16 protein-coding genes are annotated in these 25,612 nt (G+C 50.5%); 11 read left to right on the top strand and 5 right to left on the bottom strand.

What is annotated here, in order from left to right; all coding sequences use genetic code 11:
- Positions 1-7 precede the first annotated feature (7 nt).
- Entirely contained in the window at positions 8-2,590 is a 2,583-nt protein-coding gene (locus tag M2133_RS14310) for a family 78 glycoside hydrolase catalytic domain (RefSeq protein WP_277466867.1), read from the top strand.
- Positions 2,591-2,675: 85 nt separating this feature from the next.
- Positions 2,676-4,838 (top strand): alpha-L-rhamnosidase C-terminal domain-containing protein, encoded by a 2,163-nt coding sequence (locus tag M2133_RS14305; RefSeq protein ID WP_277466892.1) that lies wholly within the window; start codon positions 2,676-2,678, stop codon positions 4,836-4,838.
- A gap of 29 nt (positions 4,839-4,867) precedes the next feature.
- Here the strand turns inward: M2133_RS14305 and M2133_RS14300 are convergent, their stop codons facing one another.
- Complete coding sequence (locus M2133_RS14300; protein ID WP_277466866.1) at positions 4,868-5,671, bottom strand: FimB/Mfa2 family fimbrial subunit; 804 nt, start codon at positions 5,669-5,671, stop codon at positions 4,868-4,870.
- Between the two features lie 842 nt (positions 5,672-6,513).
- Here M2133_RS14300 and M2133_RS14295 point away from each other — a divergent pair.
- Together M2133_RS14295 and M2133_RS14290 are read left to right on the top strand one after the other, a co-directional pair.
- The gene (locus M2133_RS14295; RefSeq protein WP_277466865.1) at positions 6,514-7,452 is read left to right on the top strand and encodes a DNA/RNA non-specific endonuclease; all 939 of its coding nucleotides are present in this window, start codon (positions 6,514-6,516) and stop codon (positions 7,450-7,452) included.
- Positions 7,453-7,532: 80 nt separating this feature from the next.
- On the top strand, positions 7,533-8,822 hold the full coding sequence (locus M2133_RS14290; protein WP_277466864.1) for a nucleotide sugar dehydrogenase: 1,290 nt from the start codon (positions 7,533-7,535) through the stop codon (positions 8,820-8,822).
- A gap of 208 nt (positions 8,823-9,030) precedes the next feature.
- On the opposite strand, the gene M2133_RS14285 is transcribed toward M2133_RS14290, so the two are convergent.
- The 4 genes from M2133_RS14285 to M2133_RS14270 all read right to left on the bottom strand — a co-directional run bounded on the left by M2133_RS14285 (position 9,031) and on the right by M2133_RS14270 (position 13,418).
- Positions 9,031-10,578, bottom strand: coding sequence for a carboxypeptidase-like regulatory domain-containing protein (locus M2133_RS14285; RefSeq protein WP_277466863.1), 1,548 nt, complete (start codon positions 10,576-10,578; stop codon positions 9,031-9,033).
- A gap of 35 nt (positions 10,579-10,613) precedes the next feature.
- Positions 10,614-11,453, bottom strand: coding sequence for a FecR domain-containing protein (locus M2133_RS14280; RefSeq protein WP_277466862.1), 840 nt, complete (start codon positions 11,451-11,453; stop codon positions 10,614-10,616).
- A 27-nt stretch (positions 11,454-11,480) separates the two neighbouring features.
- Entirely contained in the window at positions 11,481-12,023 is a 543-nt protein-coding gene (locus tag M2133_RS14275) for an RNA polymerase sigma-70 factor (RefSeq protein WP_277466861.1), read from the bottom strand.
- A 99-nt stretch (positions 12,024-12,122) separates the two neighbouring features.
- The gene (locus M2133_RS14270) at positions 12,123-13,418 is read right to left on the bottom strand and encodes a carboxypeptidase-like regulatory domain-containing protein (protein ID WP_277466860.1); all 1,296 of its coding nucleotides are present in this window, start codon (positions 13,416-13,418) and stop codon (positions 12,123-12,125) included.
- A 637-nt stretch (positions 13,419-14,055) separates the two neighbouring features.
- On the opposite strand from M2133_RS14270, the gene M2133_RS14265 reads away from it, so the two are divergent.
- The 7 genes from M2133_RS14265 (at position 14,056) to M2133_RS14235 (ending at position 25,542) form a co-directional block, all read left to right on the top strand.
- Positions 14,056-15,774 (top strand): helix-turn-helix transcriptional regulator, encoded by a 1,719-nt coding sequence (locus tag M2133_RS14265; protein WP_277466859.1) that lies wholly within the window; start codon positions 14,056-14,058, stop codon positions 15,772-15,774.
- Positions 15,775-16,001: 227 nt separating this feature from the next.
- Entirely contained in the window at positions 16,002-18,854 is a 2,853-nt protein-coding gene (locus tag M2133_RS14260; protein WP_277466858.1) for a GLUG motif-containing protein, read from the top strand.
- Positions 18,855-18,915: 61 nt separating this feature from the next.
- Positions 18,916-20,940 carry a GLUG motif-containing protein gene (locus tag M2133_RS14255; RefSeq protein ID WP_277466857.1) on the top strand — a complete coding sequence of 675 codons (2,025 nt, stop codon included), beginning with the start codon at positions 18,916-18,918 and terminating at the stop codon, positions 20,938-20,940.
- Positions 20,941-21,085: 145 nt separating this feature from the next.
- Entirely contained in the window at positions 21,086-21,973 is an 888-nt protein-coding gene (gene rfbA, locus M2133_RS14250) for a glucose-1-phosphate thymidylyltransferase RfbA (RefSeq protein WP_277466856.1), read from the top strand.
- Positions 21,974-21,976: 3 nt separating this feature from the next.
- On the top strand, positions 21,977-23,047 hold the full coding sequence (locus M2133_RS14245; RefSeq protein WP_277466855.1) for a GDP-L-fucose synthase: 1,071 nt from the start codon (positions 21,977-21,979) through the stop codon (positions 23,045-23,047).
- Between the two features lie 72 nt (positions 23,048-23,119).
- On the top strand, positions 23,120-24,271 hold the full coding sequence (gene gmd, locus M2133_RS14240; protein ID WP_277466854.1) for a GDP-mannose 4,6-dehydratase: 1,152 nt from the start codon (positions 23,120-23,122) through the stop codon (positions 24,269-24,271).
- Between the two features lie 128 nt (positions 24,272-24,399).
- The gene (locus M2133_RS14235; protein ID WP_277466853.1) at positions 24,400-25,542 is read left to right on the top strand and encodes an OmpA family protein; all 1,143 of its coding nucleotides are present in this window, start codon (positions 24,400-24,402) and stop codon (positions 25,540-25,542) included.
- Positions 25,543-25,612: the final 70 nt, after the last annotated feature.

Here is a 25,612-nt window from a genome sequence, read left to right as displayed (position 1 = left end):
ACTGTAGATGAACAAAAAAGCAATGTTATTATCGATCAGCCTACTGATCCTTCTTCTGTTGACCTCTTGCGGGGGAACGAATGAGAAGGTTCGCCTGACGAACCTGCGGTGTGAATACCTAAATAACCCGATCGGACTGGATACTCCTTCCCCCCGTTTCACCTGGGAGTACGAAGGAGAAACGGATGGCTTTGCCGTCTCCCGTACGGAAATACGCGTGGGAACGGATCGAACGAACCTCAAGCCCTATCCGGCGGAAACCGCTTTGGCGCCACATACCCGTTACTACTGGCAGGTGACGGTCTGGGATCAGGATGGTAAGCGATGCCCCCCTTCCGACCTGGCCTTTTTCGAAACCGGGAAGTTGACGGCACAGGACTGGACCGGCCGCTGGATCACCGATGAGCAAGACAAAGAGTACGAGCCGGCTCCGCTCTTTCGGAAGACCTTTGCCGTCAGTAAAGAGATTGCCGATGCCCGCCTTTATATCGCTTCGGCAGGGTATCATGAAGTATTCCTCAATGGCGAGCGGGTAGGGGATAACTACCTCGATCCGGGGTATACGCATTTCGATAAACGTATCTTGTATGTGACGCACGAGGTGACCTCGCAGATCAAAGACGGACAGAACGTGGTGGCTGCCGTCCTGGGCAATGGCTGGTACAATATCCAGTCGAAAGCCGTCTGGAACTTCGAAACTGCCGGTTGGCGCAACCGCCCCCGGATGTTGGCCGAACTGCGCCTGACCTATACCGATGGCAGTGTGGAAACCGTCGCCACGGATGAGAACTGGCGCACGGCTACCGGTCCTTATACGTATAACAACCTCTATAGCGGCGATATGTACGACGCCCGCCTGGAAGAAGAAGGATGGAAGACCGCTTCGTTCGATGATGCCCGGTGGAAACCGGCTTTATTGACCGAAGCCCCGGCGCCTATCCTTACCGCCCAGCAGATGCCGGGCATACGGATCACGGAAGAACTGAAACCGACGGCGATGAAAGCGTTCGGCGACCGCCTCTATGTCTATTCCTTCGAAAAGAATATCGCCGGCATGCCTCGCCTGAAGGTCAAAGGGGCACCGGGCACCCGCATCACGATCAAACACGGTGAATTACTGAAGAAAGACGGACGCCTGGAGCAAGGCAATATCAATGTGTATTATCATCCGGTCAAACCCTACGAGGTGTTCCAGATGGATGTCTTTACCCTGAAAGGAACGAGCGAAGAGGAAGTCTTTATGCCTTCTTTTGCCTATCATGGCTTCCAGTACGTCGAGGTGGAAAGCTCCCAGCCGGTCGCTTTGACGGAAAATAGCCTGACTGCCTTGTTTATGCATTCCGATGTGGAAGCGGTCGGGCAATTCAGTTGCTCCGATCCTTTGTTGAATAAGATCTGGGATGCTACGATGCTGGCGTATCGGAGCAACCTGCACAGTATCCCGACCGACTGTCCGCAACGCGAGAAAAACGGATGGACGGCCGATGCGCATATAGCGATCGACCTGGCGCTGTTGGGCTTCGATGGCATTACGGTGTACGAGAAATGGCTGAACGACTTTATCGACAACCAGCGCGAGAACGGCATGATCTCCGGCATTATCCCTTCCAGCGGATGGGGCTTCGGCGAATGGCCCGGACCGGTATGGGACGCGGCGATGTTTATCATCCCCAATGCCCTGTATGAATACTATGGTGATACCCGCTGCATTGAAAATCTTTACCCGACGATGCAGACCTATATGGAGTACCTGCGGAAGAAAGAGAAACTGAACGGCTTATTGCCCTTTGGCCTGGGCGATTGGGTGTATTGGAAAGCAACCACCGATAATACCTATACCTCTACCGCCTACTATTACCTGGATAACTGCCTGATGGCTCGCTTCGCTTCTTTATTGGGTAAGGATCCGGCGCCGTACCGCAAGAAAGCGGTGCACCTGAAAGACCTGATCAACCAACGTTTCTTTGATAGCCAGACCGGCATCTATGCCGAAGGGACACAGACCGCACAAGCGTTAGCCCTATATCTGGGCTTGGTGCCTGAGGGGAAAGAACAATTGGTCGCCGATCAACTGCGTGCGGTTGTGGCCGGCAATAATCACTTCCTGGACTTTGGCCTGTTGGGCAGTAAGACCGTACCGGCGATGTTGACCCGCTACGGCTACGTGGAAGACGCCATGAAGATGTTGAAGAAAACCGAAGCGCCCTCCTGGGGCTATTGGGTAGAGACCATGGGTTACAGTACGTTGCCGGAGACCTGGACGTTGAGTCCGGAGTTTCGCGATGCCTCGCTCAACCATGTCTTTATGGGTGATGTCTCGGCCTGGATGATGAACCAGCTTGCCGGGATCAATCACGATCCGGCCGATCCCGGCTTCCGTCATATACGCATCACGCCCCATTTCGTTGATGATCTCGACTGGGCGCGGGGCGAATACAAATCCGTGCGTGGTCTGATCCGCAGCGAGTGGAAGCGGAAAGACGGCAAAGTGGAACTGACGGTAACCGTACCTGCCGATTGCCGGGCTACGATTACCGTTGGAAATCAAAAAGAAACCGTATCTTCGGGAACACATACATTTATCTATTAAATCGTTATCTGCCATGAAACAACCACCGTTCAGTTCATTGTATAAAAACCTGTTTTGGGTATGCCTTTTACTCTTGTCTTTTAGTATGGAAACCGTTGCTTCGGAGCATCCTGTCTTCGGCAAAGCCCGGTGGATCGCGACGGAAGCCAACCAGAGCGCGACCAACACCTGGCTGATCTACCGCAAGACCGTGGAGCTGACAGAGGTACCCACGACGCTTCTCGCCAATATCGCCGGCGATAGCAAATACTGGATGTGGATCAATGACGAACTGGTGGTGTTCGAAGGTGGGCTCAAGCGGGGTCCTTCCCGTACGGGTACCTATTATGACCCGGTGGAGATCGCACCCTATCTGCAAAAGGGCGAGAATACGATCGCGATCCTGTTGTGGCATTTCGGCCAGGATGGCTTCTCGCACTACAATAGCGGCAAGGCGTGGCTGTTGTTCGCTGCCCGTTCGCCACAGGTGGAGATTCTATCCGATGGCAGTTGGTCGTGTTCGGTCTATGATGCTTACCAAAGTACCGGAGCTCCTTATCCCAATTATCGCTTGCCGGAGAGTAATATCCGTTTCGATGCCCGCCGGGCGATCGAAGGGTGGAACCGGAACGGTTTCCCGGTGCATCTGCCTCCGGCGATGGCTTTTGACGCGGCCGGCAAAGGTCCGCTGGGGGAATTGGTCGAGCGCCCTGTGCCTTTATGGAAAGATTACGGATTGCGCCCGTACGAAGAGATCCGGAAGTCGGCCACGCAGGACACCCTCTTCTGCCGCTTGCCTTATAATTGCCATGTCACGCCCTACCTGGAGATCGAAGCTCCGGCGGGAAAGACCATTCATATTCTGACAGACAACTACATGGGAGGCGCTTCGCCCAATGTCCGTGCCGAATATATCACCCGCGAAGGACGGCAGGTGTACGAGAGCCTCGGCTGGATGAACGGGCATGAGGTCCGGTATATCATCCCCGAAGGGGTAACGGTGGTCGATCTCAAATACCGGGAGACCGGTTTTAATACGGAGTTTACCGGAGCCTTCTCCTGCGATGATCCGTTCTACAACGAACTATGGAAACGCTCGGCGCGTACGCTCTATGTGACGATGCGCGATACGTATATGGATTGTCCCGACCGCGAACGGGCGCAGTGGTGGGGCGACGAAGTGAATGAGCTGGGCGAAGCCTTTTATGCCCTTTCGCCTTCGAGCCATTCGTTGGCCGTGAAAGGGATCCATGAACTGATGAACTGGCAAAAGCCGGACGGTGTCTTGTTTTCCCCGATGCCCGCAGGCAACTGGGATAAAGAACTGCCTTTGCAGATGCTCGCCTCCGTGGGCTGGTATGGTTTCTATACCCAGTATTATTATAGTGCCGACAGTAGCTTTGTGCCGGTGATCTACGACCGCCTGCGGCATTACCTGCACATGGTATGGCAGGTCGATAAGAGCGGCCTGGTGATCGAACGGCCCGGCGCCTGGAGCTGGGGCGACTGGGGAGAGAACGTGGATATGGGCGTATTGACCAATTGCTGGTACTACCTGGCGTTGAAAGCCGAGAAGGCATTTGCCACCCAATTGGGAAAAGCCGAAGATGTCCGGCAGATCGAGCAGATGATGTATAGCATTGAAAAATGTTTCCGTACGAAGTTCTGGACCGGCACGGCCTACCGTTCTCCGGGTTATAAGGGAGAAACCGACGACCGCGCCCAGGCGATGGCTGTGCTTTCCGGCCTAGCGCCCCAAACGCAGTACCCCGCCCTGTTGAAAGTCTTCCGGAAAGAGTATCATGCCAGCCCTTATATGGAGAAATATGTCTTGGAAGCCTTGTTTGAAATGGGGTATGCCGACTTCGCCCTGGAGCGGATGAAAGAACGTTACCGGAAGATGATGACCTATCCCTATACCACCCTGTTCGAAGGCTGGGGCATCGGCGATGAAGGCTTTGGCGGCGGAACGATCAACCATGCCTGGAGCGGAGGACCCCTGACCCTGTTGAGCCAGAAGGTATGTGGTATCCATCCTACCTCTCCCGGCTTTGCCACTTTCCGGATCAGCCCGCAGATGGGAATGCTCGAAGCCGCGCAGGCCAAGGTCGATACCCATCACGGTTTTATCGAAGTGCAGATCGAAAAGAAAGGTAAACGCCTGCACCTGAAAGTCACCGTGCCCGAAGGCACGACAGCTACCGTCGAATTCCCTTCCGGCCGCCAGCGCAAACTAACTGCCGGCCACCACGAGGTAACCGGCAGTTGATCTGTTTTATCTCTGATTCATTTCGTTTCTTAGGGAAACACAATGATCGTCTCATGTCCCGTTTCGATCATAAAGGGGCGGCCTGTATCCGTGTCTTCAGACATGGACCGGATCAATTCATCATCCTGATATAAGTCCACTTTGATCTGGCCGGATGGCAGGTAAACCTTTTCAGATTCCCACTTGCCGGAAGAATAATGCAGGGGAAGCGTACAGTTGAACGCTTCGCCGTCGGGCTCCCCGTCGTTATTGATGCGATCGTAAAGGCCGGATACCTGGCAGGTATAGTTCTCCCCTTCTCCGGCATCCGCATAAAAACCAACCTTGAGATCGCCTAAAAGTAGCTTCATCTCAATAACGATGGGCGAGAGCTTGCCGGCAGTGATCGTTTGTTTGCCGTAATAGATCATAGGAGATGAATAGATGGGATGGGAAGCGAAAGTCAGTTGCAGGTACAGATCCGAGAGCGGTGCGCCCATCTCCGGTTCAACCAGGCTTACCGCTTTATTACCTGCCGTATTGCCCCAGGCTACGATCGTCGTCCGATTCACTCCCTCGTAAACGTACGCATGAAGAAACTCCTGTGTAATGGAACTCTCATCCAGGATTTGTTTGTCGAATAATTTGTCGTTCTCATCGAAGAAGTAAAGCCTGATCTCTTCCACTTCGCAGGCAGGTGTGATATCCTTACCCTGCAGATTCAGTACTTTGACCTGAAAAGAAAACGAAAGCCCGTCTTCTTTATCGCTTTTGCCGCAACCGCTTAAAACGAGGCAACAAAATAACAGAAGGGTAGGGAACTTCAAACTGTAGGATATAAGGTCTCGTCGCATGGCTTTGTTTTTAGGTTAATAAATGATAGTGTAAAGATACGAAAAAACACGAAGGAATGTAAGCCCACAGCTCCCTTTTTCAAACTACCAGTACTTTGCGCGCAAACTACTAATATTTTGTCGACAAACTACCGGTATTTTGTTCGCAAACTACCGGTAGTTTCTGAGGGAAATATTAACGCTTCGTTTTCAATGGTTTACAAATCTGCAAAGTCCATTCGCATGGGAGAAAATTTGAAGATACAGGAGAATATCAAATGGACATTCCTGGCTCCTCTTCTTGGACAAGAAGAGGGGGACCGCCGGCATAGCCGGTGGTGGAGCAGTTTGATCCTAATCGTATATAAAATAGGTATTTATCATTCATCAAGAATTCAAACTGCCCCACCGCTGCTTGCAGCGGTCCCCCCCTTCTTAACCAAGAAGGGGAACCAAGATACTACCAGTCGCAAATCTTCCAATCTTAACCTATTTGAAATCCTGAAAGGACAATGAGCGCTGAAAGCGCGAAAGATTTGCTTTCGCACTTTCAGCGCTCCGTTGTGTGTGGGTGTATCCGACCCAGGGTTGCGCAGACCTAACGGCCTATTTACCCTGGGCTGGGCTCTAACGCGCTTTCAGCGCTCACTGTCCTTACAGGACACAGGCCACAAACAAAATGCATAAATCCGTGTTATCCGATGCGCCTCGGGTAAAATCTCAAGCAAGCTTGGCTTTTACCGCTCGGCTTTCACTATCTTTGATTCTAACGAATCGAAGATAGGATGCGCCTCAACATAGTCAAGCAAGCTTGCCTCTGTCTTCGGCTTTCACTATCTTTGTCCCTGAATAATTAGTAGTTGATGGCAAAGAAAAAAACAGGTGTGAAGCCCAAAAAGCGGGTGAAGAAACGGAAAGCCGGGAAAAAGGGATCGCCTTTTCTGGCTTCTTTGAAGCGTTTCCTGGGCGTGGTTCTGGGTGGGACGGTTTTATCGATCGGTTTGTTGTTTGTGTATGATTATGCTTATCCGGAAGAGGCGGAATCCGCTTATGTGAAACTCCGGAATGAGCAGTCGGCTGAAACGGCCTTTACCCCGCTGACTCTTCCCAAGGGCATCGAGCAACCCCGTGTGTTGACGGATGCCAAGCAGCAGATCCTGTACCGCGAAGGGCATACGCTTTCGTATAACCCGGAATACCGGATCCCGAACTGGGTCGCCTGGGTATTGACCCAAGAGAAACTGGAGAACAATCGGGCTTCCCGTTACGATCAGTTTGTGCCCGACCCGGACGTGAGTGAATGGGCGACCGCCTACGATGAGGATTACCGGGGATCCGGCTTCGATCGGGGCCATATGGTGCCGGTTGCGGACGTGAAATGGTCGCATAAAGCGATGCGTGAATCCTTCTATTTCAGTAATATCTGTCCGCAAGACCGGAAGATGAATGGCGGGATCTGGAATACGCTGGAGCAGAAATGCCGGACGTGGGCTTCGGATAAAGGTGTGCTTTATATTGTGAGCGGCCCGGTCATTCATCCGAAACTGCGGCGCCTGGGCAAGAACCGGGTGGCGATCCCCGAGCAATTTTATAAGGTTATTTGTACGGTCTCGGATAACAAATACCAAGGCATTGCGTTCTTATTAGAGAACCGGGAGTATAAAGGCACGAAACTGCAGGCAACTGCCCTGCCGATCGATAGTGTCGAGGCGGTGACGGGCATTGATTTCTTCCCGCTTCTTCCCGATAAAGAGGAGCGAGAGATGGAGCGAACGGTTGATTTGAAATTTTGGTTTAAATGACCCCGAAGTGAGTTCAACCCGCTTCGGGCTTTTCCCGCTTGCGAATTAACAATTAATCATTAATCATTAATCATTATAACGTGTATCACGCATTACTGAATAAAGAAAAGAAACTGGCCGTTATCGGATTGGGGTATGTCGGCCTGCCGTTGGCGCTGGCTTTTGCCCGCCACCTGGCTGTCGTCGGATACGATATCAATGAAGAGCGCCTGGCCCTGTTGAAGAAAGGCATCGATCCCGGCAATGAACTGGATGGCGAAGCTTTCCAAGATAAAGATATTGTTTTCACCTCTTCCGTCGAAACGCTGAGAGAAGCTTCTTTTTATATTATAGCGGTGCCCACGCCGATCGACCGGCACCACCAGCCCGATCTGAAAGCGTTGTTGGATGCTACCCGTATGGTTGCCGCCCTGTTGCAGCCGGGCGACTATGTGGTGTACGAATCGACGGTCTATCCGGGTTGTACCGAAGAGGATTGCCTCCCGCTCTTGGAACGTATTTCCGGCATGAAAGCGGGGAAGGACTTTAAGATCGGTTACTCGCCCGAACGCATTAACCCGGGCGATAAAGAACATACATTGCAGAATACGGTCAAGATCATCTCTGCCGGTGATGCCGAAGCATTGGATACGCTGGATCAGGTGTATGCCTTGATTGTCGAGGCCGGCCTGCATCGTGCCCCTGCGATCAAGGTGGCCGAGGCGGCAAAGATTATCGAGAATACCCAGCGGGATGTCAATATCGCCCTGATGAATGAGTTGTCGATCATCTTCGACCGGATGCAGATCAATACCTTTGATGTGTTGACGGCAGCGGGCACGAAATGGAATTTCCAACCCTTCTCGCCCGGACTGGTGGGGGGGCATTGCATCGGGGTTGATCCCTATTACCTGGTCTATAAAGCCCGCGAATTGAATTACCATCCGAAGATGATCAATTCCGGACGTTTTGTCAACGACTCCATGGGCGGGTATATCGGCAAGAAGATCGTCAAGAAGATGATCGCTCAGGGCAAGAATATCCTGGGCGCCCGGGCGCTGGTGATGGGATTGACGTTTAAAGAGAATGTGTCTGATATCCGCAACTCCAAAGTGGTGGATATTATCCGTGAATTGAAAGACTACGGGATGGAGGTGGATGTGACCGATCCGTATGCCTCTGCACAGGAGGTCGAACGGGAGTACGGATTCACCCTAAAAGCGGAACCCGGGACCGGTTACGACGCCGTCATTGTGGCCGTCGCTCATAAAGATTATTTAAAATTAGACGAATCGTGGTTTTTGGACAAAATCAACGAAACGGCTGTTTTTGGGGATGTAAAGGGTATATATCGGGGACGAATTACCCGAATGGCCTACTGGAGTTTGTAGTCTGAAATGTTAAAAAGAGGCACAAACTGCAAATAAGTATCGAGAATCTTAAAAATGTGTTTTATAATATGTTTTTTTTCTTGTCCGGCATTTTTTATTGGTTCATCTTTGCATGCAGATAACCTAAACAATCTTTTTGCCTTAAAGACTAATACCTATTAAAAACCTATAAAGCGGGCCTTTGAGATAAAGGCCCGCTTTATGATTTTTAGAAATGGGTCTCTTCGATGATCGAAGATATTTTACTCATCGCATCGTTCAGATTTTCTTCGGGAAGGATGATGTTAAAATTTTCCCAAAAGTCCCTGTCGTACTCAAAATGTGTATCCGCAAAGACCGTGCGGGTCGGTAGGCGTTGACTCCTTTCAAACGGTTGGGCGTGTTCGGTTTCTGTTTTGCAGATCACCATCTCGAACCAGGTGTAAGCAGTCGTACTGAAGAGTTTCTTTTTCTTCCGGATCCGGAATTGCAAGTCTCCCCGCACATGATTGATCGAATAGATTCCGTTGTTTTCTTTGTACGAAACGGTATAACGCACCTCTTCGGGGGTGATCGTGAGGTTTCTGCTTTTCTTCTCGACGAACATCGAGGCGGCTGCCTTGACGAAGTGGGGGTGGATCTGGAAGCTGCCGCCAAGCAAAGCGCTGTTTTCCGTATCGATATAGAGCTCGCCTTTGTAAAGCGGGGTCTTGATCCCTTTTTTCTGTTCGAAAGCGATCACGTTGACCAGTCTGTTGTCGATCACCCGGATATCCGTATGGGCATAGTTGTAGAGCACGCGATCATCCTTGTGGAGAAAATCGGGCAGGTATTTGACGAGATCGAGCATCAGGCAGGCTTCGATGCCGGATTTGAATTTGGTGATAACCGTATCTTTCTCGTGCCGGTTGAGGATATGGCGCATCTTGAGTAGTCGGACCTGGTCGGACGAGAAGGTCTGGTCGAACGGGGTTTTGTAGATCCGGAAGACGGCTTCGGTCAGGTTCACTATTTCTTTCTTATGTCCGACCCCTTCCCGGTAGAATGCCGTTTGGTAGACCGGTTTATCGGCATAGTTCCGGTAGCGGTTGAACAGCATATCGTCCAACACCCTTTCCGGATTGACCACCCGGACCACCACTTCCTGCAGGGAGATCACTTTGGGTTCGAGCGCCAGGCGTTGGTGTTTGCCGGCGAGCAATCCGGCTTCCACCTCGTGAGAGAGGTAGCCGATATGCGTAAAGCGTAATGTCGCCTGCCGCAGGGAGTCGGGAAAGCGAAAGCGGAATTCGCCGTTTTGGTTGGTTACCGTACCGATCGCCGCCTCCGGGATGCCTACGGTGGCAAAGGGGATCGGCTGGTCGTTGTATTTATCGAGGATCTTACCTTCGACCGTCAGGTAGGCTTCGGGTGGCGAGCTGATGGCGATGGCTACTTCGGGCGGACGTTCTTCTTTCTCCGGCCGGTAGATCAGGATATGGCTACCGATCACCCTGAATTTTAACTCCCGATCTCCGGTGATTTCCGCCACCGCTTCGCCGAGGGTGTACTCTCCGCCTTTGATCCGACTCTCCCGGTCGTTATCGACCACCTGGCTGTCGTAGATAAAAAGAAAGCCCGAACGGTCGGAGACCTGCGCCAGTAGTTTGTAGATTGTTCCTTTCGTCTTGGGCAGTTGGATTCTCCGATTCAGGATCTCGTCATCGGCTTGTATCGGGCATACGGCATACAGTATCACCCACAGGAAACAAAGGAATGATCTGTATGTTGTATTCATAAAGCTTCTTTTTTAGCGGATGGCAGTTGTATTGTTTAATTCATCAGCCGAATGGTATCGTTCTCTTTTACGTGGCGCAAGCCCAGGCCGGCACAGATCACTTCGGCGATCTCTTCGGGCGAGGTATGGCTCTCGAAGGTTACCGTAAAGACCTTATCGGCAAGCGACGGGTCGACGGCTAAAGACGTATCCGGCAGGCTCTTGTTCAGTACGTGCAGGACATCGCCCAATTTCTCGTCTTTGAAGCGGATATAGCGCGACGCATCCCGGGGCTGCTCGTCGTTGTCGACAAAGCTAACCCATAAGCCGTCGGGCAAGAGCTGTACTTTCTCGCCCGCCTTGACCAGGCAGCTCTCGCGGTTGTCTTTGGCGGTGACTTTGACTTCTCCGCGGGTGACCACCAATTCGAATGGCATATCCCCTTCGTTGCGGATCTGGAACGAGGTGCCCAATACTTCGACCTGTACCTCCCGCGTATCGATATAGAACGGGCGTGTTTTGTTTCCGCTGATATCGAACTGGGCATTTCCTTCGAGCACGACTTCCCGTTTGTCGGCTTCGAAATGTTCCGGATAATGTAAGGCCGCATCTTCTGCCAGGTATACGATCGATCCGTCTTCGAGGGTGGTGATCAGGGTGGTGGCGTCTTCGGTGTTTTGCATCGTCAGCAACGCACGCTCAGCCTCCTTGGGCCACACCAGATGGAACACGGAGATCAGGGAAATACACAAGGCAGCCGCGGCCGCAACCCAGCTAACGATCTGTTTCCGGCTACCGGCCGACGACCGCGCGGGGCGGATATCGGTCAATAACCCGTCTTGTTCCAGTCGGGCGTACACTTGCTCCCACGCCCGGTCTGTTTTTATTTTATGCATATCTGTTTCTTTCACTTGTTTCTTATCTCATAATTCATAATTCATAACTTCTTCCCGCAGCGTCTTAAGCGCTTTGCTCATTTCGGCTTCTACCGTTTTCACCGATAAGGAGAGGGCAGAGGCTATTTCGGCATATTTCATGCCTTGGAAGCGATGCATCCGGAATATTCGCTGCCGGCGGTCGGGCAGGCTTCGGATCGTCCGGTCGACCAGCTTTTGCAATTCTTCGTATTCCAATTGCTCCTGCGGAGATACCGGCCCTTTGGCCTCTTCCGATAATACGTTTTCCCGGTAACGGTTGCGTACTTCCAGGTGTTCGAGATAGAGCAGCGAGCGGTTTCGGACAGCGGTGTACAGGTAGCTTTTCAGCGAATGCAGTAAATCGATATTTTCCTTCTCTTTCCAGAAGACGTAAAACAACTCCTGAACGATCTCCTCCGCCGCATCCATACGCCCGGTCAGGCTTGCCGCATACCGGCAAAGCGGGGAGTAATAAAGCTTGAAAACCTTTTCAAAAGCCTTAATATCCCCTTTTTTGATCTTAGCCAGTGTCAGCAAATCGTTCAACATTGCGCGCTCCTATCTCCTATCTCTTATCTCCTAACTTCTATCTTCTATCTTCTATCTTCTATCTTCTCTCTCCTCCGATAGCCGCCTCTAAGGTACGCATTATTTCTGTTGCTTGCGCAGTTTGCCGACGGCCGACTCCAACGACTCGGTCGGTTCGATGATATTGTAGTTGCCCCAGAAGGCATCGTCGGCGAAGTCGGTGACTTTGTCGGAGAGCGATTGCGATTGCTTGAACGACATCTTGTAGGGGATTGTCGTTTCGGCCACTTTACCGTCGGTGATCACCATTTCGGAATTGATCGTGTAGCTGGTGGCAAAGAGTCGTCGCTTCCAGTCGCACCGGAAACGCACTTCGTTGCGGATGTAACTCAGGTAACTCAGTCCGTCGACCTCTTTGTAGGTCACCAGGAAGGAGACTTCCAGCGGGCGGAACCGCAGTCCGAAAGGTTTCTTTTTCAAGATCGCCTGCGTCGCTTTGTTCTGATCGTCCATATTGAGGTTGAACTCCGCGCGGGTGAACGATAGTCTTTCCCGGTCGATATACAGTTTGCCTTCATAGAGCGCATAAGGCAGAACGGCTTGCGGCATAAAGCTGATCACGTAGTGGTGGCGATCGTCGAGCATAACACTCTCTTCCATCTTGAACGCGTAATACGGCAGCATCTCCCGATCGAGGAAGATATCGGGGTTTTTCACGATATCGACAAAGACCGACAGGTTGGGACCGCCCAGTAGTTTGACCACCAATGTGTCGCTGGCTTTCTGGCTCAACAGCTTGCGTCCTTTGTAGATCTGTACCCGGTCGCGGTCGACATTCATATCGCGGTAAGGTGTTTTGTACACATCGATAATCGCCTCGGAGATATTGATATACCGGCGTCCTTTCTGTGCCGTTTCGCGGTAGAACCCGGTGAAGAGGTTACTCTTCGCACTGTAGTTCTCCGGGATCTTCCGGATCGCCTCTTCGACGATATAGCGCGGATCACGTGCCCGTACGATCACCTCGTCCAACAGATTGGCATTGGGGCGCAGCATGACTTCCAAGCCGTCGACATTCCGGCCGTTGATCGGGATCAAGGTGTTGAGGTAGCCGATATGCGAGATCTGCACCGTGTTTCTCTCGATCGCTTTGATCACTTTGAGGGAGAACTCTCCGTCGGCATTGGTCACCGTACCGATATTGGTGCCGGGAACGGTTACATTGACATACTCCAGTTTTTTCTTGGTTTTCTGATCTTTCACCACGCCACTGACCGTGATAAAACTCTCACTTTCATTGCTCCGGTCGATTTCCATGAGCTGCTCTTCCACCGGATCCTGTGCCTTCAGGGTCGACAGCCCACCGATCAACAAGAGGCATAAGAGCGTGATAACGGATTTGTTGAATGCTTTCATAACATATAGTTTTTTGTGAATAATTCCTGTTCTATCCTTAAGACAGTTCCCCGCTCGGATACCCTATAAAAATACGAAAAAAAACACACTTACCACATAAAAGTTTTTACCCCGGTCTTCATCTTTCACCCTTCACCGAGTTCCCTGTATTGATCAGCGTTTCGGGTGAAGGCTAAAAGCATACCTTAAAAATACTGAAGGCTTCCCCAAAAAGGCCGGCGGCCTTTTGCAAAACCCTGCCGGCCTTTTGGGAAACTCCGGCGGCCTTTTGGAAAACCCTGCCGGCCTTTTTCAGGAAGACTCCATCCTCTCCAAGCCTTCATCCGAAACGCTGATCAATACAGGGATCTGGCGATCGGGTGAAAGGTGAAGACCGGGGTGAAGACTTTTATGTGTAGACTGCCCAAAATAAACATCGCACTTTGGCCGGCCAAAGCGTAATGTTTTTTCGGCCAAAGCGTAATGTTTATTCGGCCAAAGTGCAATGTTTTGGATTCGTTGTTTCTTTATTTCTCCCTGTATGTAGGTTTTGAAATTCAAAATGCCTGAAAGGTTGTTGTTTTTCTTGCCGGTTTTTCGGTGGTTTTTTGCGGTAAAAGCTTGGTTTTGAGGACATAATTTCGTATCTTTAAAGCGTATGAAGTTTTGGTTTTTATTCGGATTAGTATGGGGTTTAATCTCTCCGCTCTTGTGGGCGGGCAAGAAAAATACGGATGAAGAAATTAAACGTTTATACGGGCTGATCGAAACCTATTTCTATAGCGATCCGCCCGTGGGGCTGACCTATGTGTATGCCTTGGAGCAGGAAGCCCGCCGGCAAAAGAACATCTACCTTCAGGCGTATGCCAAAGCCAAGGTCGTGGAATACTACTATCCGATGTTTGGCAACGACAGCCTTTTCATCGCCGCCCGCGAAGCCGAGGAGTTTACCCGCCGGCACAAGGTGTATCGCTACCTGTTTTTGGTGCAACAGACCCTTATCCAGCGGTATACGAACGAAGGACAGTTTATGACGGGTTTGGAAAAGGCCCGTCAGATGTTGGAGGATACCCGTCTGTTTGGCAGCTACGAAGACCGTGCCCGTGCCGTCGCATCCATGGCCAATCTCTATAAGCACCTGGAGCGTTATGACGAAGCGATGGAATGCCACCGGGAAAGCCTCCGGCTGATGGAACTGAGCGACAAAGGGATGGAAGCGCCTCTGGTGTTGGAGAATTACCGGGAGCTGGCTTTTGGCAGTCAGTATCTGGGGCATTACGACGAGGTATTGCTCTATGTCGACTCCATGCGGATCTCGATCGCCCGGGCCGAAGCCGATGGGGTGTCGGACAATACCGAATCCTTATTTATCGCCGAAAGCCTGGCGGCAGAAGCATGGAGTGAACGCGGGGAGCTCGACCGGGCGCAAACGGCCCTGGAGAATATGCAGTTGCTCGATGATCCGGATTACCCCCGTTCGTTCGAGGTGCTGCGGCTTCAGGCGTTCACCACCTATTATCAGGCCCGGGGAGAACCTGAAAAAGCTTATGCGGCGAATGAAGAATTGCTGGCGCTTGTCTCGCTTCTCGGGCTCGACAGCCAACGCGCCGGCCAGCTTCGCCGCAAAGCCGACCTGTTGTCGTCGATGGACCGACAGGCTGAAGCTGTTTCGGTCTACCGCGAAGCTTTCCGGCTGCAGATGGAGAATGATATGGCCCGTCATAACCGGCAGGTCAATGAGTTGCGGACACTCTACGAAGTAGACCGGATGGAAGTCCAGGCACGCGAAGACGCCCTGCGTATCCGTTTCTCCCGGAATCTCTCCCTGGCGCTGGCCGTAATCACCACACTGTTGATGACGATCCTATTGCTTGTCGGGTGGCAGTCGCGCCGCATGCGGATCAAAAACCGCGTACTCGTTCGGCAGATCCATGAACAGGAACGCCTTGTTGCCGAGCTGGATACGCAGGATGCAGAGATCCGCCGGCTCTCTCCCTATCCGTCCGATCCGGCTCCGGCTGAGGCGGTAAGCGGCGAGACCGTGGATGAACTCTATAGCCGTATCCGATGTTTCATGCAGGATAACCAGCCCTATATCGATCCGCTGTTCAACTGGAAAACCCTGATCAACCTATTAGAAACGAACGAACGCCAGCTACGCGCCGCCCTGAAGAAACACCTCGGACTGACCGTCTCCGAATATATCAACCGCCAACGGCTTAACTACGCCAAATACCTATTGACCCATTCCGAATCGACCATCGAAACCATCGCTTTCGATTCCGGCTTCGGCTGCCGCAACACTTTTTACCGTCTTTTTCGCGAACATTACGGACTGACTCCCGATGAATACCGCAAGGCCAATCAGGCTTTATAATATTTTTTTTCTTCTCTCGGCACTTGATTTTCTTGCCTGTCGAAATTCGTTACATCCTTTGCCGAAAGGTGTGACACGCACTGTCGAAAATCGTTACAGCTTTCCGTTTTGAACCCTCTATTTTTGTCGGAGTTTAAAACGGCTTAGCTACTATTCAGCGATTTAACTCCTCGTACCGGTCGAAGGAGGCTACAGCAGTATAAAGCCTTAATTGAAGTGTAAACAAAATGAAAAAGAAATTCCTATTTTTTGTGGCCTGTTTGATGGCCTTTAGTGTACAATGGAGCATGGCTCAGACGGTCAGTTTCGACGGGGGCAACGGTTCGGTAGGCAGTCCCTGGCAGATCAGTTCCCCCGAGCAATTGGCGCTTTTGAAGGATTACCTGGGAATAGAACATAGCGATAAACATTTTATCCTGACGGCAGAGATCGATCTGGAAGATTATCTGAAGGAAACGGGCGACGGATATAACGAAGGTAAAGGCTGGGAACCGATAGGGTTTATAAAAGATAAGGATCAGAAGTCCTTTTGTGGTGTTTTCGACGGGGATGGATATACGGTTAAGGGTTTGTGGATCAACCGACCGAATGAGGAAGACGGTGAGTATAGCGGTCTTTTCGGTGCAATTCAGAATGCGACCCTGAAAAACATTACGGTTGAGATTGATGCGCTCGGAATAAAGGGGTACAGTGCTGTCGGTGGACTGGCAGGGGCGGCTATCCAGTCGAGTGTTATTCATAATTGTTTTGTCTCCGGTGGGGAAATCAGCGCTTTGTCTTATTATGGCGGAGGGCTGGTTGGGAAAGTTTATGACTCTACGGTCGAAGCGAGTGCGGCTACGGTCGATCTGCGTGTCTTTGAAGTGCTTGAGTCGCCGGGTCGCCCGGTTGCTGAATTTGGCGGCCTGATAGGGAGAGTGACAGATTCGGAAGTGAAAGATTGTTATGCCACTGGGGATGTGATTTTTGGGAAATCCAGTGGGCTATATCAAAAGCAATCCATAAATTTTGGCGGTCTGATCGGTGGGGCGTATGCGGAAACGACCATTTCCCGTTGTTATGCCACCGGGAACGTAGGGATAGGTATCAATCGACGCCCTGATGGGTATTATGGCGGATTGCTTGGCGGAGCCTGGTCGAAGGACGTTAAGGTTTCCGGTTCATATTATAATTCGGATACCAAGCTTCGTCCCGTTGGAGGTAACGCAGGCGCGTCGGAGCTCGGTATGGTCGGTAAACCCGGAGACGAAATGAGCGATCCGGACAGCTTCAATGACTGGGCGTTCGAGGGCGGTAAAGGAACCGAGGGTGAACCCTGGCAGATCCATACGCCTGAGCAACTGAGCGCGTTGCGCAACTATTTGGGCGAGGCGTTTAAAGACAATATCTTTATCCTGGGGCAGGATATCGATCTGACCGAATACCTTTCCCGGGGTAAGCCCGGTTATAACGGTGGCAAAGGCTGGAGACCGATAGGTATTTATGCGGAAGGGGATACCGAGCAGGCGTTTTGCGGCACCTTAAAAGGAGAAGGATTTACGATCAGTGGATTACGGATTGATATGGAAGCGGGCGAACACGTAGGTTTGTTTGCACACACCCATGGCGCTACCCTGGAACGTGTCCAGGTGAAACTGGCGGAAGGCGGAATAAACGGCCTCGCCTATGTCGGTGGACTGGCGGGAAGCATATCCGGCCATACGACCGTTACCGGCTGTTCCGTTACCGGCGAACCCCTGGCGGCCTATCAGTATGCGGGCGGTTTGATCGGCGCGACGTATGAAAGTACGGTAAATATGAATTTCTCGATGGTCGACCTGCAGGTATTGGAACGGGCGGAAGGAGATAATCAGGTGGTAGACGCCCCCTTTGGCGGCCTGATCGGCTTGGTCTCTGCTTCTGCTATAAGCGACTGTTTCTCTACCGGGAATATCGTTCTGGACAATCCGGAAGGCAGTTATGAAGAACAGAATCTATATCTGGGAGGCTTAGTGGGCGAATTCGCGTCAGGCTCTATCACCCGTTGTTATGCCGCGGGAACGGTGGCTGAAAAGCGGGAAGAGGAAGAAAACTGGGCTGTCGGTGGTCTGGTCGGGAAAGATTCGGAAGACGATACCGAGATCTCCTCTTCTTATTATAATAAAGATGCCAACGAGAAAGGTGTGGGAGGCGATGCCGATCAGACAGGTGTGGTCGGTAAAACCGAAGAGCAGCTGAGAGATCCGGGAACTTTTGAAGACTGGGACTTAGGCGAAGGAGGTACCTGGGTGATTCGTGATGGCGAGACAGCACCCTCTTTCCCCTGGCAGAAAGAAGAAGACCTGCCTTTGGTGAAGCCTTATGTCGAACCGGTCAGTTATACCATTCAATTGAATCTGGGAGGGGATATCCTTTGCAACCAGGCGGCGGGCAAGCTGACAATGAGTGAAGGGGATCATCTCTACCTGCAATTCCAAACCGTCGATCCGACATTGACAGCCGATGATATCCTGTTTACAGTTGATGGCGTAGAGACGGTTTTACAGGATAAGAACGGGAATCAATTTACTTATATCCTTAACCCGATTACCAAAGATCAGGAGGTTGTGATCGCCCTGAAGGAATATTATATTACACTACCCGAGGTGGAAGGTGTGGTTACCGATCCGGCAGCCGGCAAACACCGGGCAGCCTATGGTAAGCCGTTTACCTTTACACTGATGTCCGACGACGACAGTATGCTGGATGCGGCCCGTGTGTGGGTCAATGGGGTCGAACTGCCGCGTATGGAGTTGAAAGCGACAAGGTTCACTTACACCATCGATGAGGTAACGGAGCATATCACAATTGAAATAGAAGGGATTGGTGATCAGACCGGTACTATCGGTCTTACGGAAGCGCAAATCAAAATTTCAGGAGACAATGGTCAATTGACTATTCATAATGAAAGTGCAAAAGCGATAGATGTAGAAGTTTATAGCCTTACCGGCAAACGCGTTGTTTCCGTTCATGCCCTCCAGGGTTACAGAAGCTTTGCGCTGCCTTACGGTGTCTATGTTGTTCGCGCCGCGGACAGCGCAGTCAAGGTGGTTGTTCGTTGATCCGGATAAGCGGAGTTATTGATTTGATTTAACTGTTTTTGCAAATTGAAATTTAAGTAAGATGAGAAAATTATTCTTTTTAGGGATGGTCTGCCTGATGGCCTTGAGTGCACAATGGGCAGCGGCACAGGATGGATTTGCCGGAGGTAAGGGCACGGAAGGCGAGCCTTGGCAGATCAGCAACGCGGAGCAACTGGACCTGCTGCGGAATTACATGAGAGGGGAGCATAGCGACAAATATTTTGTCCTGACTCAGGATATCGAAATGGCAGGTTATCTTGCTGAAAATGGAGCGGGCTACCGTGACGGTAAAGGCTGGCTGCCGTTAGGACTGGAGATCGGTAGTGCGAAACAAGATTACTTCAGTGGCACCCTTGACGGTCAAGGCAATACCATTCGTGGGCTTTGGATCGACCGGGCAGAAAGCGACTATAGCGCTCTTTTTAGTGGTACGAATGGGGCAACCCTAAAGAACGTACATATCGAGGTCGACAAGAAAGGCATAAAAGGTTTGGACTACGTAGCTGCATTGGTCGGAAGCGCAGGCACTGGAAGTGTTATAACCCGGTGTTCGGCCACGGGTGGAGCGATTAGCGGATTTTACTCTATCGGAGGATTGGTCGGTTATTTGTTTAGCGGTTCGATAACAGAATGTTTCGCCATGACCCCTGTTCAGGTATTGGAGAGAGGGGAGGAACATACAGGCGGTACAATGATCGCCAGAGCAGGCGGCTTGGCAGGCTATTTGACGGAGGATGCCTCCCTGACGGATTCGTATGCCACCGGGAATGTTTCTTTGGCCAATCCGAAAGGGACGTATGACGGGCAGGGCTTTTTCATGGGTAGTCTGCTCGGAGATCTTGCCAGAGGTTGTACGATCACCCACTCTTATGCATTGGGAAAGGCGACAGCTCCTAAAGATAAGGTAGGCGGCCTGATTGGAACAAGAGCTTCCGATGCCGGCATGGTAACTTCCTCTTATTATAATATGGAGATCCATGAGAAAGGAGTGGGTTCCGGTTCATTGTCCGGCATAGTTGGTCAAAACGCGGAAGGTCTGGCAAAAAAAGATACCTATGAGAACTGGGACTTTGACGGCGGGATCTGGACCATCGATGAAGAGGAAACAGCCCCTTATTTCCCTTGGCAGGACGAAAATATACGGCCTATTATCAGTCCGGATGATGATACCGACGATCCGGATGATGATACCGAAGACCCGGACGACGATACCGATGATCCGGATGATGATACCGATGATCCGGACGACGATACCGAAGACCCGGATGATGATACCGACGACCCGGACGACGATACCGATGATCCGGATGATGACTCGAGCAATCCGGAAGAGCAATACTACACGGTCCGTCTGGTTCAGGGTGGAGATATTCGCTGTAACATAGAAGAAGGCGAATTGATCTTGTCGGAGAATGATCACCTGTACCTGCAAGTCTATACGGAAGATCCGACACTGACGGCTGCCGATATCCTGTTTACGATTGATGGCGTAGAGACGCTTCTTCAGAAAGAGAACAGTAATAGTTTTGCTTATATTCTCAATCCTATAGAGAAAGACGCGGAGATTGTGGTCGCCCTTAAAGAATATACGATTACCCTGCCCAAAATCAAAGGGGTTATCAGCGATCCGGTAGCCGGCAAACACCGGGTGGAATATGAACAGCCGTTCTCCTTTACACTGACTGCCGACGGGCAGACCTCGCTGGAGGAGGTTGCTGTCTTTGTGAATGGAGAGGAGCTGGCTCGCGATGGCTTTAGATCTTCATCATTGACCTTTGTTGTTGAAAAGGTTACCGAGCATCTCACAATTGAAATTGAAGGCGTTAAAAATGATCCGACAGGTAATCTTGGTATTGCCGGAGGACAGGTAAATGTTACTGTTGATCATGGGGAACTACATATTACGAATGAAACAGGAACAGCGGTAGACGTGGCAGTTTATTCCATTACCGGCAAAAGGGTATGGCAGCTTCGCGCTCTCCGTGGCACCCGGTCGGTTGTTTTGCCTTACGGCATCTATGTCGTCCGCGCCGGTGAAGCCGTAACCAAAGTAAGCGTAAAATAAAATGTGGGTTACAACTTGTAATTCACCTTCATTACTTTAATTCATCATTTTCATTTTGGGCTCCCCGCTTTGTTTTAAGGCGGGGAGTTGTTGTTTTCATAATTAACCCTTATCTTCGCTGCCAGTAATTCAAACTGTCGACACAATGAAAGGGATAGTCTTGGCCGGTGGCTCCGGTACCCGTTTATATCCGATTACCAAAGGAGTTTCCAAACAGCTCCTGCCGATCTATGATAAACCGATGATTTATTACCCGATCTCCGTCCTGATGCTGGCGGGCATACAGGAGATACTGGTGATCTCTACTCCGCAGGATCTGCCGGGCTTTCAGCGGTTGCTGGGCGATGGATCCGACTATGGGGTACGGTTCACTTATGCCGAACAACCCTCGCCTGATGGGCTGGCGCAAGCCTTCCTGATCGGCGAAGAGTTTATCGGTGAGGATTCGGCCTGTCTGGTTCTGGGTGATAATATCTTTTACGGACAACGATTCACGGGAATGCTTCGGGAAGCTCGGCGTGATGCGGAGGAGAATCAGAAAGCGACGGTTTTCGGTTACTATGTCAACGACCCGGAACGGTATGGCGTGGCCGAATTTGATGAAGCCGGGAATGTGCTTTCGATCGAAGAGAAGCCGAAAGAACCGAAATCGAATTATGCCGTTGTCGGACTCTATTTCTACCCGAACCGGGTGATCGAGGTAGCCAAGCAGATCAAACCTTCCGCCCGGGGGGAACTGGAGATCACCACGGTGAATCAGGAATTTCTCAAAACAGACGCGCTACGCGTCCAGTTGTTGGGACGTGGCTTTTCCTGGCTGGATACCGGTACGCACGACTCGCTTTCGGAAGCGGCTACCTTTGTGGAGGTGGTCGAGAAACGGCAGGGCTTGAAGATCGCCTGTCTGGAAGAGATTGCCTATAACCAGGGCTGGATCGATGCCGCCCGGATGAAAGCCACAGCCCGTACGATGGCGAAGAATGAATACGGACAGTATCTTCTCCGGCTGTTGAAGGCCGATAAAAAGTGTTGAAGGATGAATAGCGAAAGCAAAATCTATATTGCCGGACATACCGGACTGGTCGGTTCGGCCATACTCCATAATTTGAAGCAGAAAGGATACCGTTCTTTTCTGCTTCAAACCCATAAAGAGCTGGATCTGACGGATCAGGCGGCCGTCCTTTCTTTCTTTGAGCGGGAAAGACCGGAATATGTTTTTCTGGCGGCAGCCCATGTCGGTGGTATCCTGGCGAACCATACCTACCGGGCGGATTTTATTTATAACAACCTGATGATCCAGAATAATGTGATTCATGCAGCCTACCGGTACGGCGCGAAAAAATTATTGTTTCTGGGCAGTACCTGCATCTATCCGAAAGACGCTCCGCAGCCCATGCCGGAAGACTGTCTGTTGACCTCCCCATTGGAATATACCAATGAGCCGTATGCCATTGCGAAGATTGCGGGAATAAAGATGTGCGAGAGCTATAACCTGCAATACGGGACGAACTTTATCTCGGTCATGCCGACCAATCTGTACGGACCTAACGATAATTTCAATCTGGAAACTTCCCATGTCGTTCCGGCGATTATCCGTAAGATGCATCTGGCCAAATGCCTGTATGATAAATCCTGGGATCTGTTGCGTCGCGACCTGGACCGCCGTCCGATCGAAGGGATTGGGGGAGAGGCTTCCGAAGAACTTATCACGCAGCTCTTGTCTACCTATGGTATATCCGCCGGACGCTTGATGCTTTGGGGAACCGGCAACCCTATGCGCGAATTGCTCTGGAGCGAAGATATGGCGGATGCCTGTACCTACCTCATGGAAAAGGTGGACTTCGCGGCTCTCACCGAAGGAAAAACGGAGGTGCGCAATACCCATATCAATATCGGAACGGGGAAAGATTCCTCAATCCGGGGAATTGCGCAACAGGTAAAAGCGATTGTCGGCTATCAGGGCGGAATTGAATTTGATGCTTCCAAACCAGACGGTACATTCCGAAAGCTAACGGATGTCCGCCGTTTGCAAAGCCTTGGCTGGCAACATAAAGTGGAGCAGGAAGAAGGACTGGCACGGTTGTATAACTGGTATTTGCAAGCGTAGAATGTATTCGTTTGACGTCTCCCGTAAAACGTTTTTGGTATGATTATTGCAGAAAAAATAACGATATAAGCGATGAGTAAAGTAGCTTTGATTACCGGGATTACCGGACAGGATGGAGCCTATTTGACGGAGTATCTGATCAAAAAGGGGTATATAGTACATGGTATTAAACGGCGTTCGTCTATGTTTAATACCGACCGGATCGATCATCTGTATCAGGATCCTCATGTGGAAAACCGGAATCTGATTTTACATTACGGCGATCTGACGGACAGTCTGAACCTGACCCGGATCATCGGCGAGGTTGTCCCGGATGAGATCTATAACCTGGGGGCGATGAGCCATGTGAAGGTTAGTTTCGATACGCCCGAATATACCGCCAATACGGATGGTTTGGGCACTTTACGCCTGTTGGAAGCGGTGCGTCTGTTGAATCTGACCGATAAAACGCGTATCTATCAGGCTTCCACGTCCGAATTGTATGGTTTGGTGCAGGAGGTGCCCCAAACGGAAACGACTCCGTTTTATCCCCGAAGCCCTTATGGCGTAGCTAAATTATATGCTTACTGGATTACGGTCAATTATCGGGAAGCTTATGGAATGCATGCTTCGAACGGGATACTATTCAATCATGAATCCCCCTTGCGGGGCGAGACTTTTGTTACCCGCAAGATCACGCGGGCGGCAGCAAGGATTGCTTTGGGTATGCAAAAGAAAACCTATTTGGGTAATCTCTCTTCCCAGCGCGACTGGGGGCATGCGAAGGATTATATTAAAGCGATGTATTTGATTTTGCAGCAGGATGAACCTTCGGACTATGTCATTGCGACAGGAATTACGACCACAATCCGGGATTTTATGCGCATCGCTTTTGAAAAAGTCGGCATTCATGTGGAATTTCGTGGGGAAGGAATGAATGAAGTTGGTCTTTTAGATGCTGTTGACGATAAGCAATTTAGCGCATTTGTCGGCGAAGCGTATCTGGAAAATATAAAGAAGCGGATCGGTGAAGAGATCGTTGGGGTAGACCCACAATATTTTCGCCCGACAGAAGTTGATTTGCTTATCGGGGATGCGACCAAGGCACGTACCCGGTTGGGTTGGGAGCCTCTCTATACTTTAGACGCTTTAGTCATTGATATGCTGCGAAATGATGTCAAAATCATGAAAAAAGAGTCGTATTTGAGGGATGGAGGTTATGAAATATTAAACTATTTCGAATAAAACTTCAACAAAATCGGTTTACGGCTTGTTATAATCTCAAAAAGCGTTAAATTTGCTTCGCATTTGGTGTGTGGATATTTAATTGTGAAATAAAGGAATTGATTGTTTAATTAAAAAAGTTGATTAATATGAAGACTAAAGTGTTACTTTTAGCGTTGTTGTCAGGTTTTATTTTCTCTGTGGCTGCACAGGAATATAAACCGCAGGTAGGTTACAGTAATGAAGCTGGCTATAAAACAAATTTCAAAAAGAATAAAGCCGGTGATAATTGGTTTATTTCTATCGCAGGTGGTGGTAGTGTTTTGTTTGGTGACCATAATGGCGAAGCAAGTTTCGGCGATCGCATCAATATCGCTCCTTCTTTCTCTGTAGGTAAATGGTATAGCCCGACAATCGGTTTCCGTGTACAGGTGAATGGCGGTCCGATCAAGAGCTTCGGTACGAACGAAGATCCTAACTTTGAGTTGAGCAGTTCGTATTTTGCTGCGCATGCCGATGTGTTGTGGGACGTAACCAATCTTTGGGCTCCGTATAACGAAAAGAAAGTATTCCGTTTGATTCCTTGGGTCGGTTTGGGATATGCACAACGTTTCGAAGATGACGGTGTTTCCAGATCAGAATCTCCTTCTATCAATACCGGTATCTTGACGGCTTTCCGCTTGAGCAAACGTGTTGACCTGAATATTGAAGCGCAGGCTTCTCTGTTGAACGAAACATTCAACCGCGTACAGTATAAGAAATTGACCGATGCCATCCTGCAGGCTACAGTAGGTTTGACTTTCAAACTGGGTAAGACGGATTTCGAAGTGATCGAACCGATGGATTACGCTTTATTGAACGACCTGAACAGCCAGATCAACTCTTTACGTGCGGCTAACGACGAATTGAGCAAACGTCCGGTTTCTTGTCCTGACTGTCCGGATCCTGTAACTCAAGTGATTAACGATAACAAGATTGACAATGTGGTTTACTTCCGCCTGAACAGCTCAGTGATCGACAAGAACCAGGAAATCAATATCTACAACACTTCTGAGTTCATGAAGTCGAACAACACACCGATCAAGGTGATTGGTTATGCCGACAAGAAAACAGGTTCTTCAGGTTACAATATGCAGTTGTCAGAAAAACGCGCCAGAGCGGTTGCGAAACAACTGGTTGAAAAATACGGTATCTCTTCTAACCAGATTTCTATCGAGTGGAGAGGTTCAGACGAACAACCGTATAGCGAAAACAACTGGAACCGTGTGGTTATCATGAGAGCAAACGACTAATTCTTGTAGTCGATTGAAATAGATAAAAGGCTGCGCTTTGGCGTGGCCTTTTTTCGTATTCTCAACTATT

The sequence above is a fragment of the Parabacteroides sp. PF5-6 genome, from assembly GCF_029504695.1.
In the GTDB taxonomy this organism is placed as follows: domain Bacteria; phylum Bacteroidota; class Bacteroidia; order Bacteroidales; family Tannerellaceae; genus QVMG01.
Note: the sequence above shows the minus strand (reverse complement) of the source record. Positions and strands in the feature narration are given on the sequence as shown.

Excerpts from the sequence above, each read along its gene's own strand:
- M2133_RS14310 (WP_277466867.1), top strand. The coding sequence starts at position 8 with ATGAACAAAAAAGCAATGTTATTATCGATCAGCCTACTGATCCTTCTT.
- M2133_RS14305 (WP_277466892.1), top strand. The coding sequence starts at position 2,676 with ATGGAAACCGTTGCTTCGGAGCATCCTGTCTTCGGCAAAGCCCGGTGG.
- M2133_RS14300 (WP_277466866.1), bottom strand. The coding sequence starts at position 5,671 with ATGCGACGAGACCTTATATCCTACAGTTTGAAGTTCCCTACCCTTCTG.
- M2133_RS14295 (WP_277466865.1), top strand. The coding sequence starts at position 6,514 with ATGGCAAAGAAAAAAACAGGTGTGAAGCCCAAAAAGCGGGTGAAGAAA.
- M2133_RS14285 (WP_277466863.1), bottom strand. The coding sequence starts at position 10,578 with ATGAATACAACATACAGATCATTCCTTTGTTTCCTGTGGGTGATACTG.
- M2133_RS14280 (WP_277466862.1), bottom strand. The coding sequence starts at position 11,453 with ATGCATAAAATAAAAACAGACCGGGCGTGGGAGCAAGTGTACGCCCGA.
- M2133_RS14275 (WP_277466861.1), bottom strand. The coding sequence starts at position 12,023 with ATGTTGAACGATTTGCTGACACTGGCTAAGATCAAAAAAGGGGATATT.
- M2133_RS14270 (WP_277466860.1), bottom strand. The coding sequence starts at position 13,418 with ATGAAAGCATTCAACAAATCCGTTATCACGCTCTTATGCCTCTTGTTG.
- M2133_RS14265 (WP_277466859.1), top strand. The coding sequence starts at position 14,056 with ATGAAGTTTTGGTTTTTATTCGGATTAGTATGGGGTTTAATCTCTCCG.
- M2133_RS14260 (WP_277466858.1), top strand. The coding sequence starts at position 16,002 with ATGAAAAAGAAATTCCTATTTTTTGTGGCCTGTTTGATGGCCTTTAGT.
- M2133_RS14255 (WP_277466857.1), top strand. The coding sequence starts at position 18,916 with ATGAGAAAATTATTCTTTTTAGGGATGGTCTGCCTGATGGCCTTGAGT.
- rfbA (WP_277466856.1), top strand. The coding sequence starts at position 21,086 with ATGAAAGGGATAGTCTTGGCCGGTGGCTCCGGTACCCGTTTATATCCG.
- M2133_RS14245 (WP_277466855.1), top strand. The coding sequence starts at position 21,977 with ATGAATAGCGAAAGCAAAATCTATATTGCCGGACATACCGGACTGGTC.
- gmd (WP_277466854.1), top strand. The coding sequence starts at position 23,120 with ATGAGTAAAGTAGCTTTGATTACCGGGATTACCGGACAGGATGGAGCC.
- M2133_RS14235 (WP_277466853.1), top strand. The coding sequence starts at position 24,400 with ATGAAGACTAAAGTGTTACTTTTAGCGTTGTTGTCAGGTTTTATTTTC.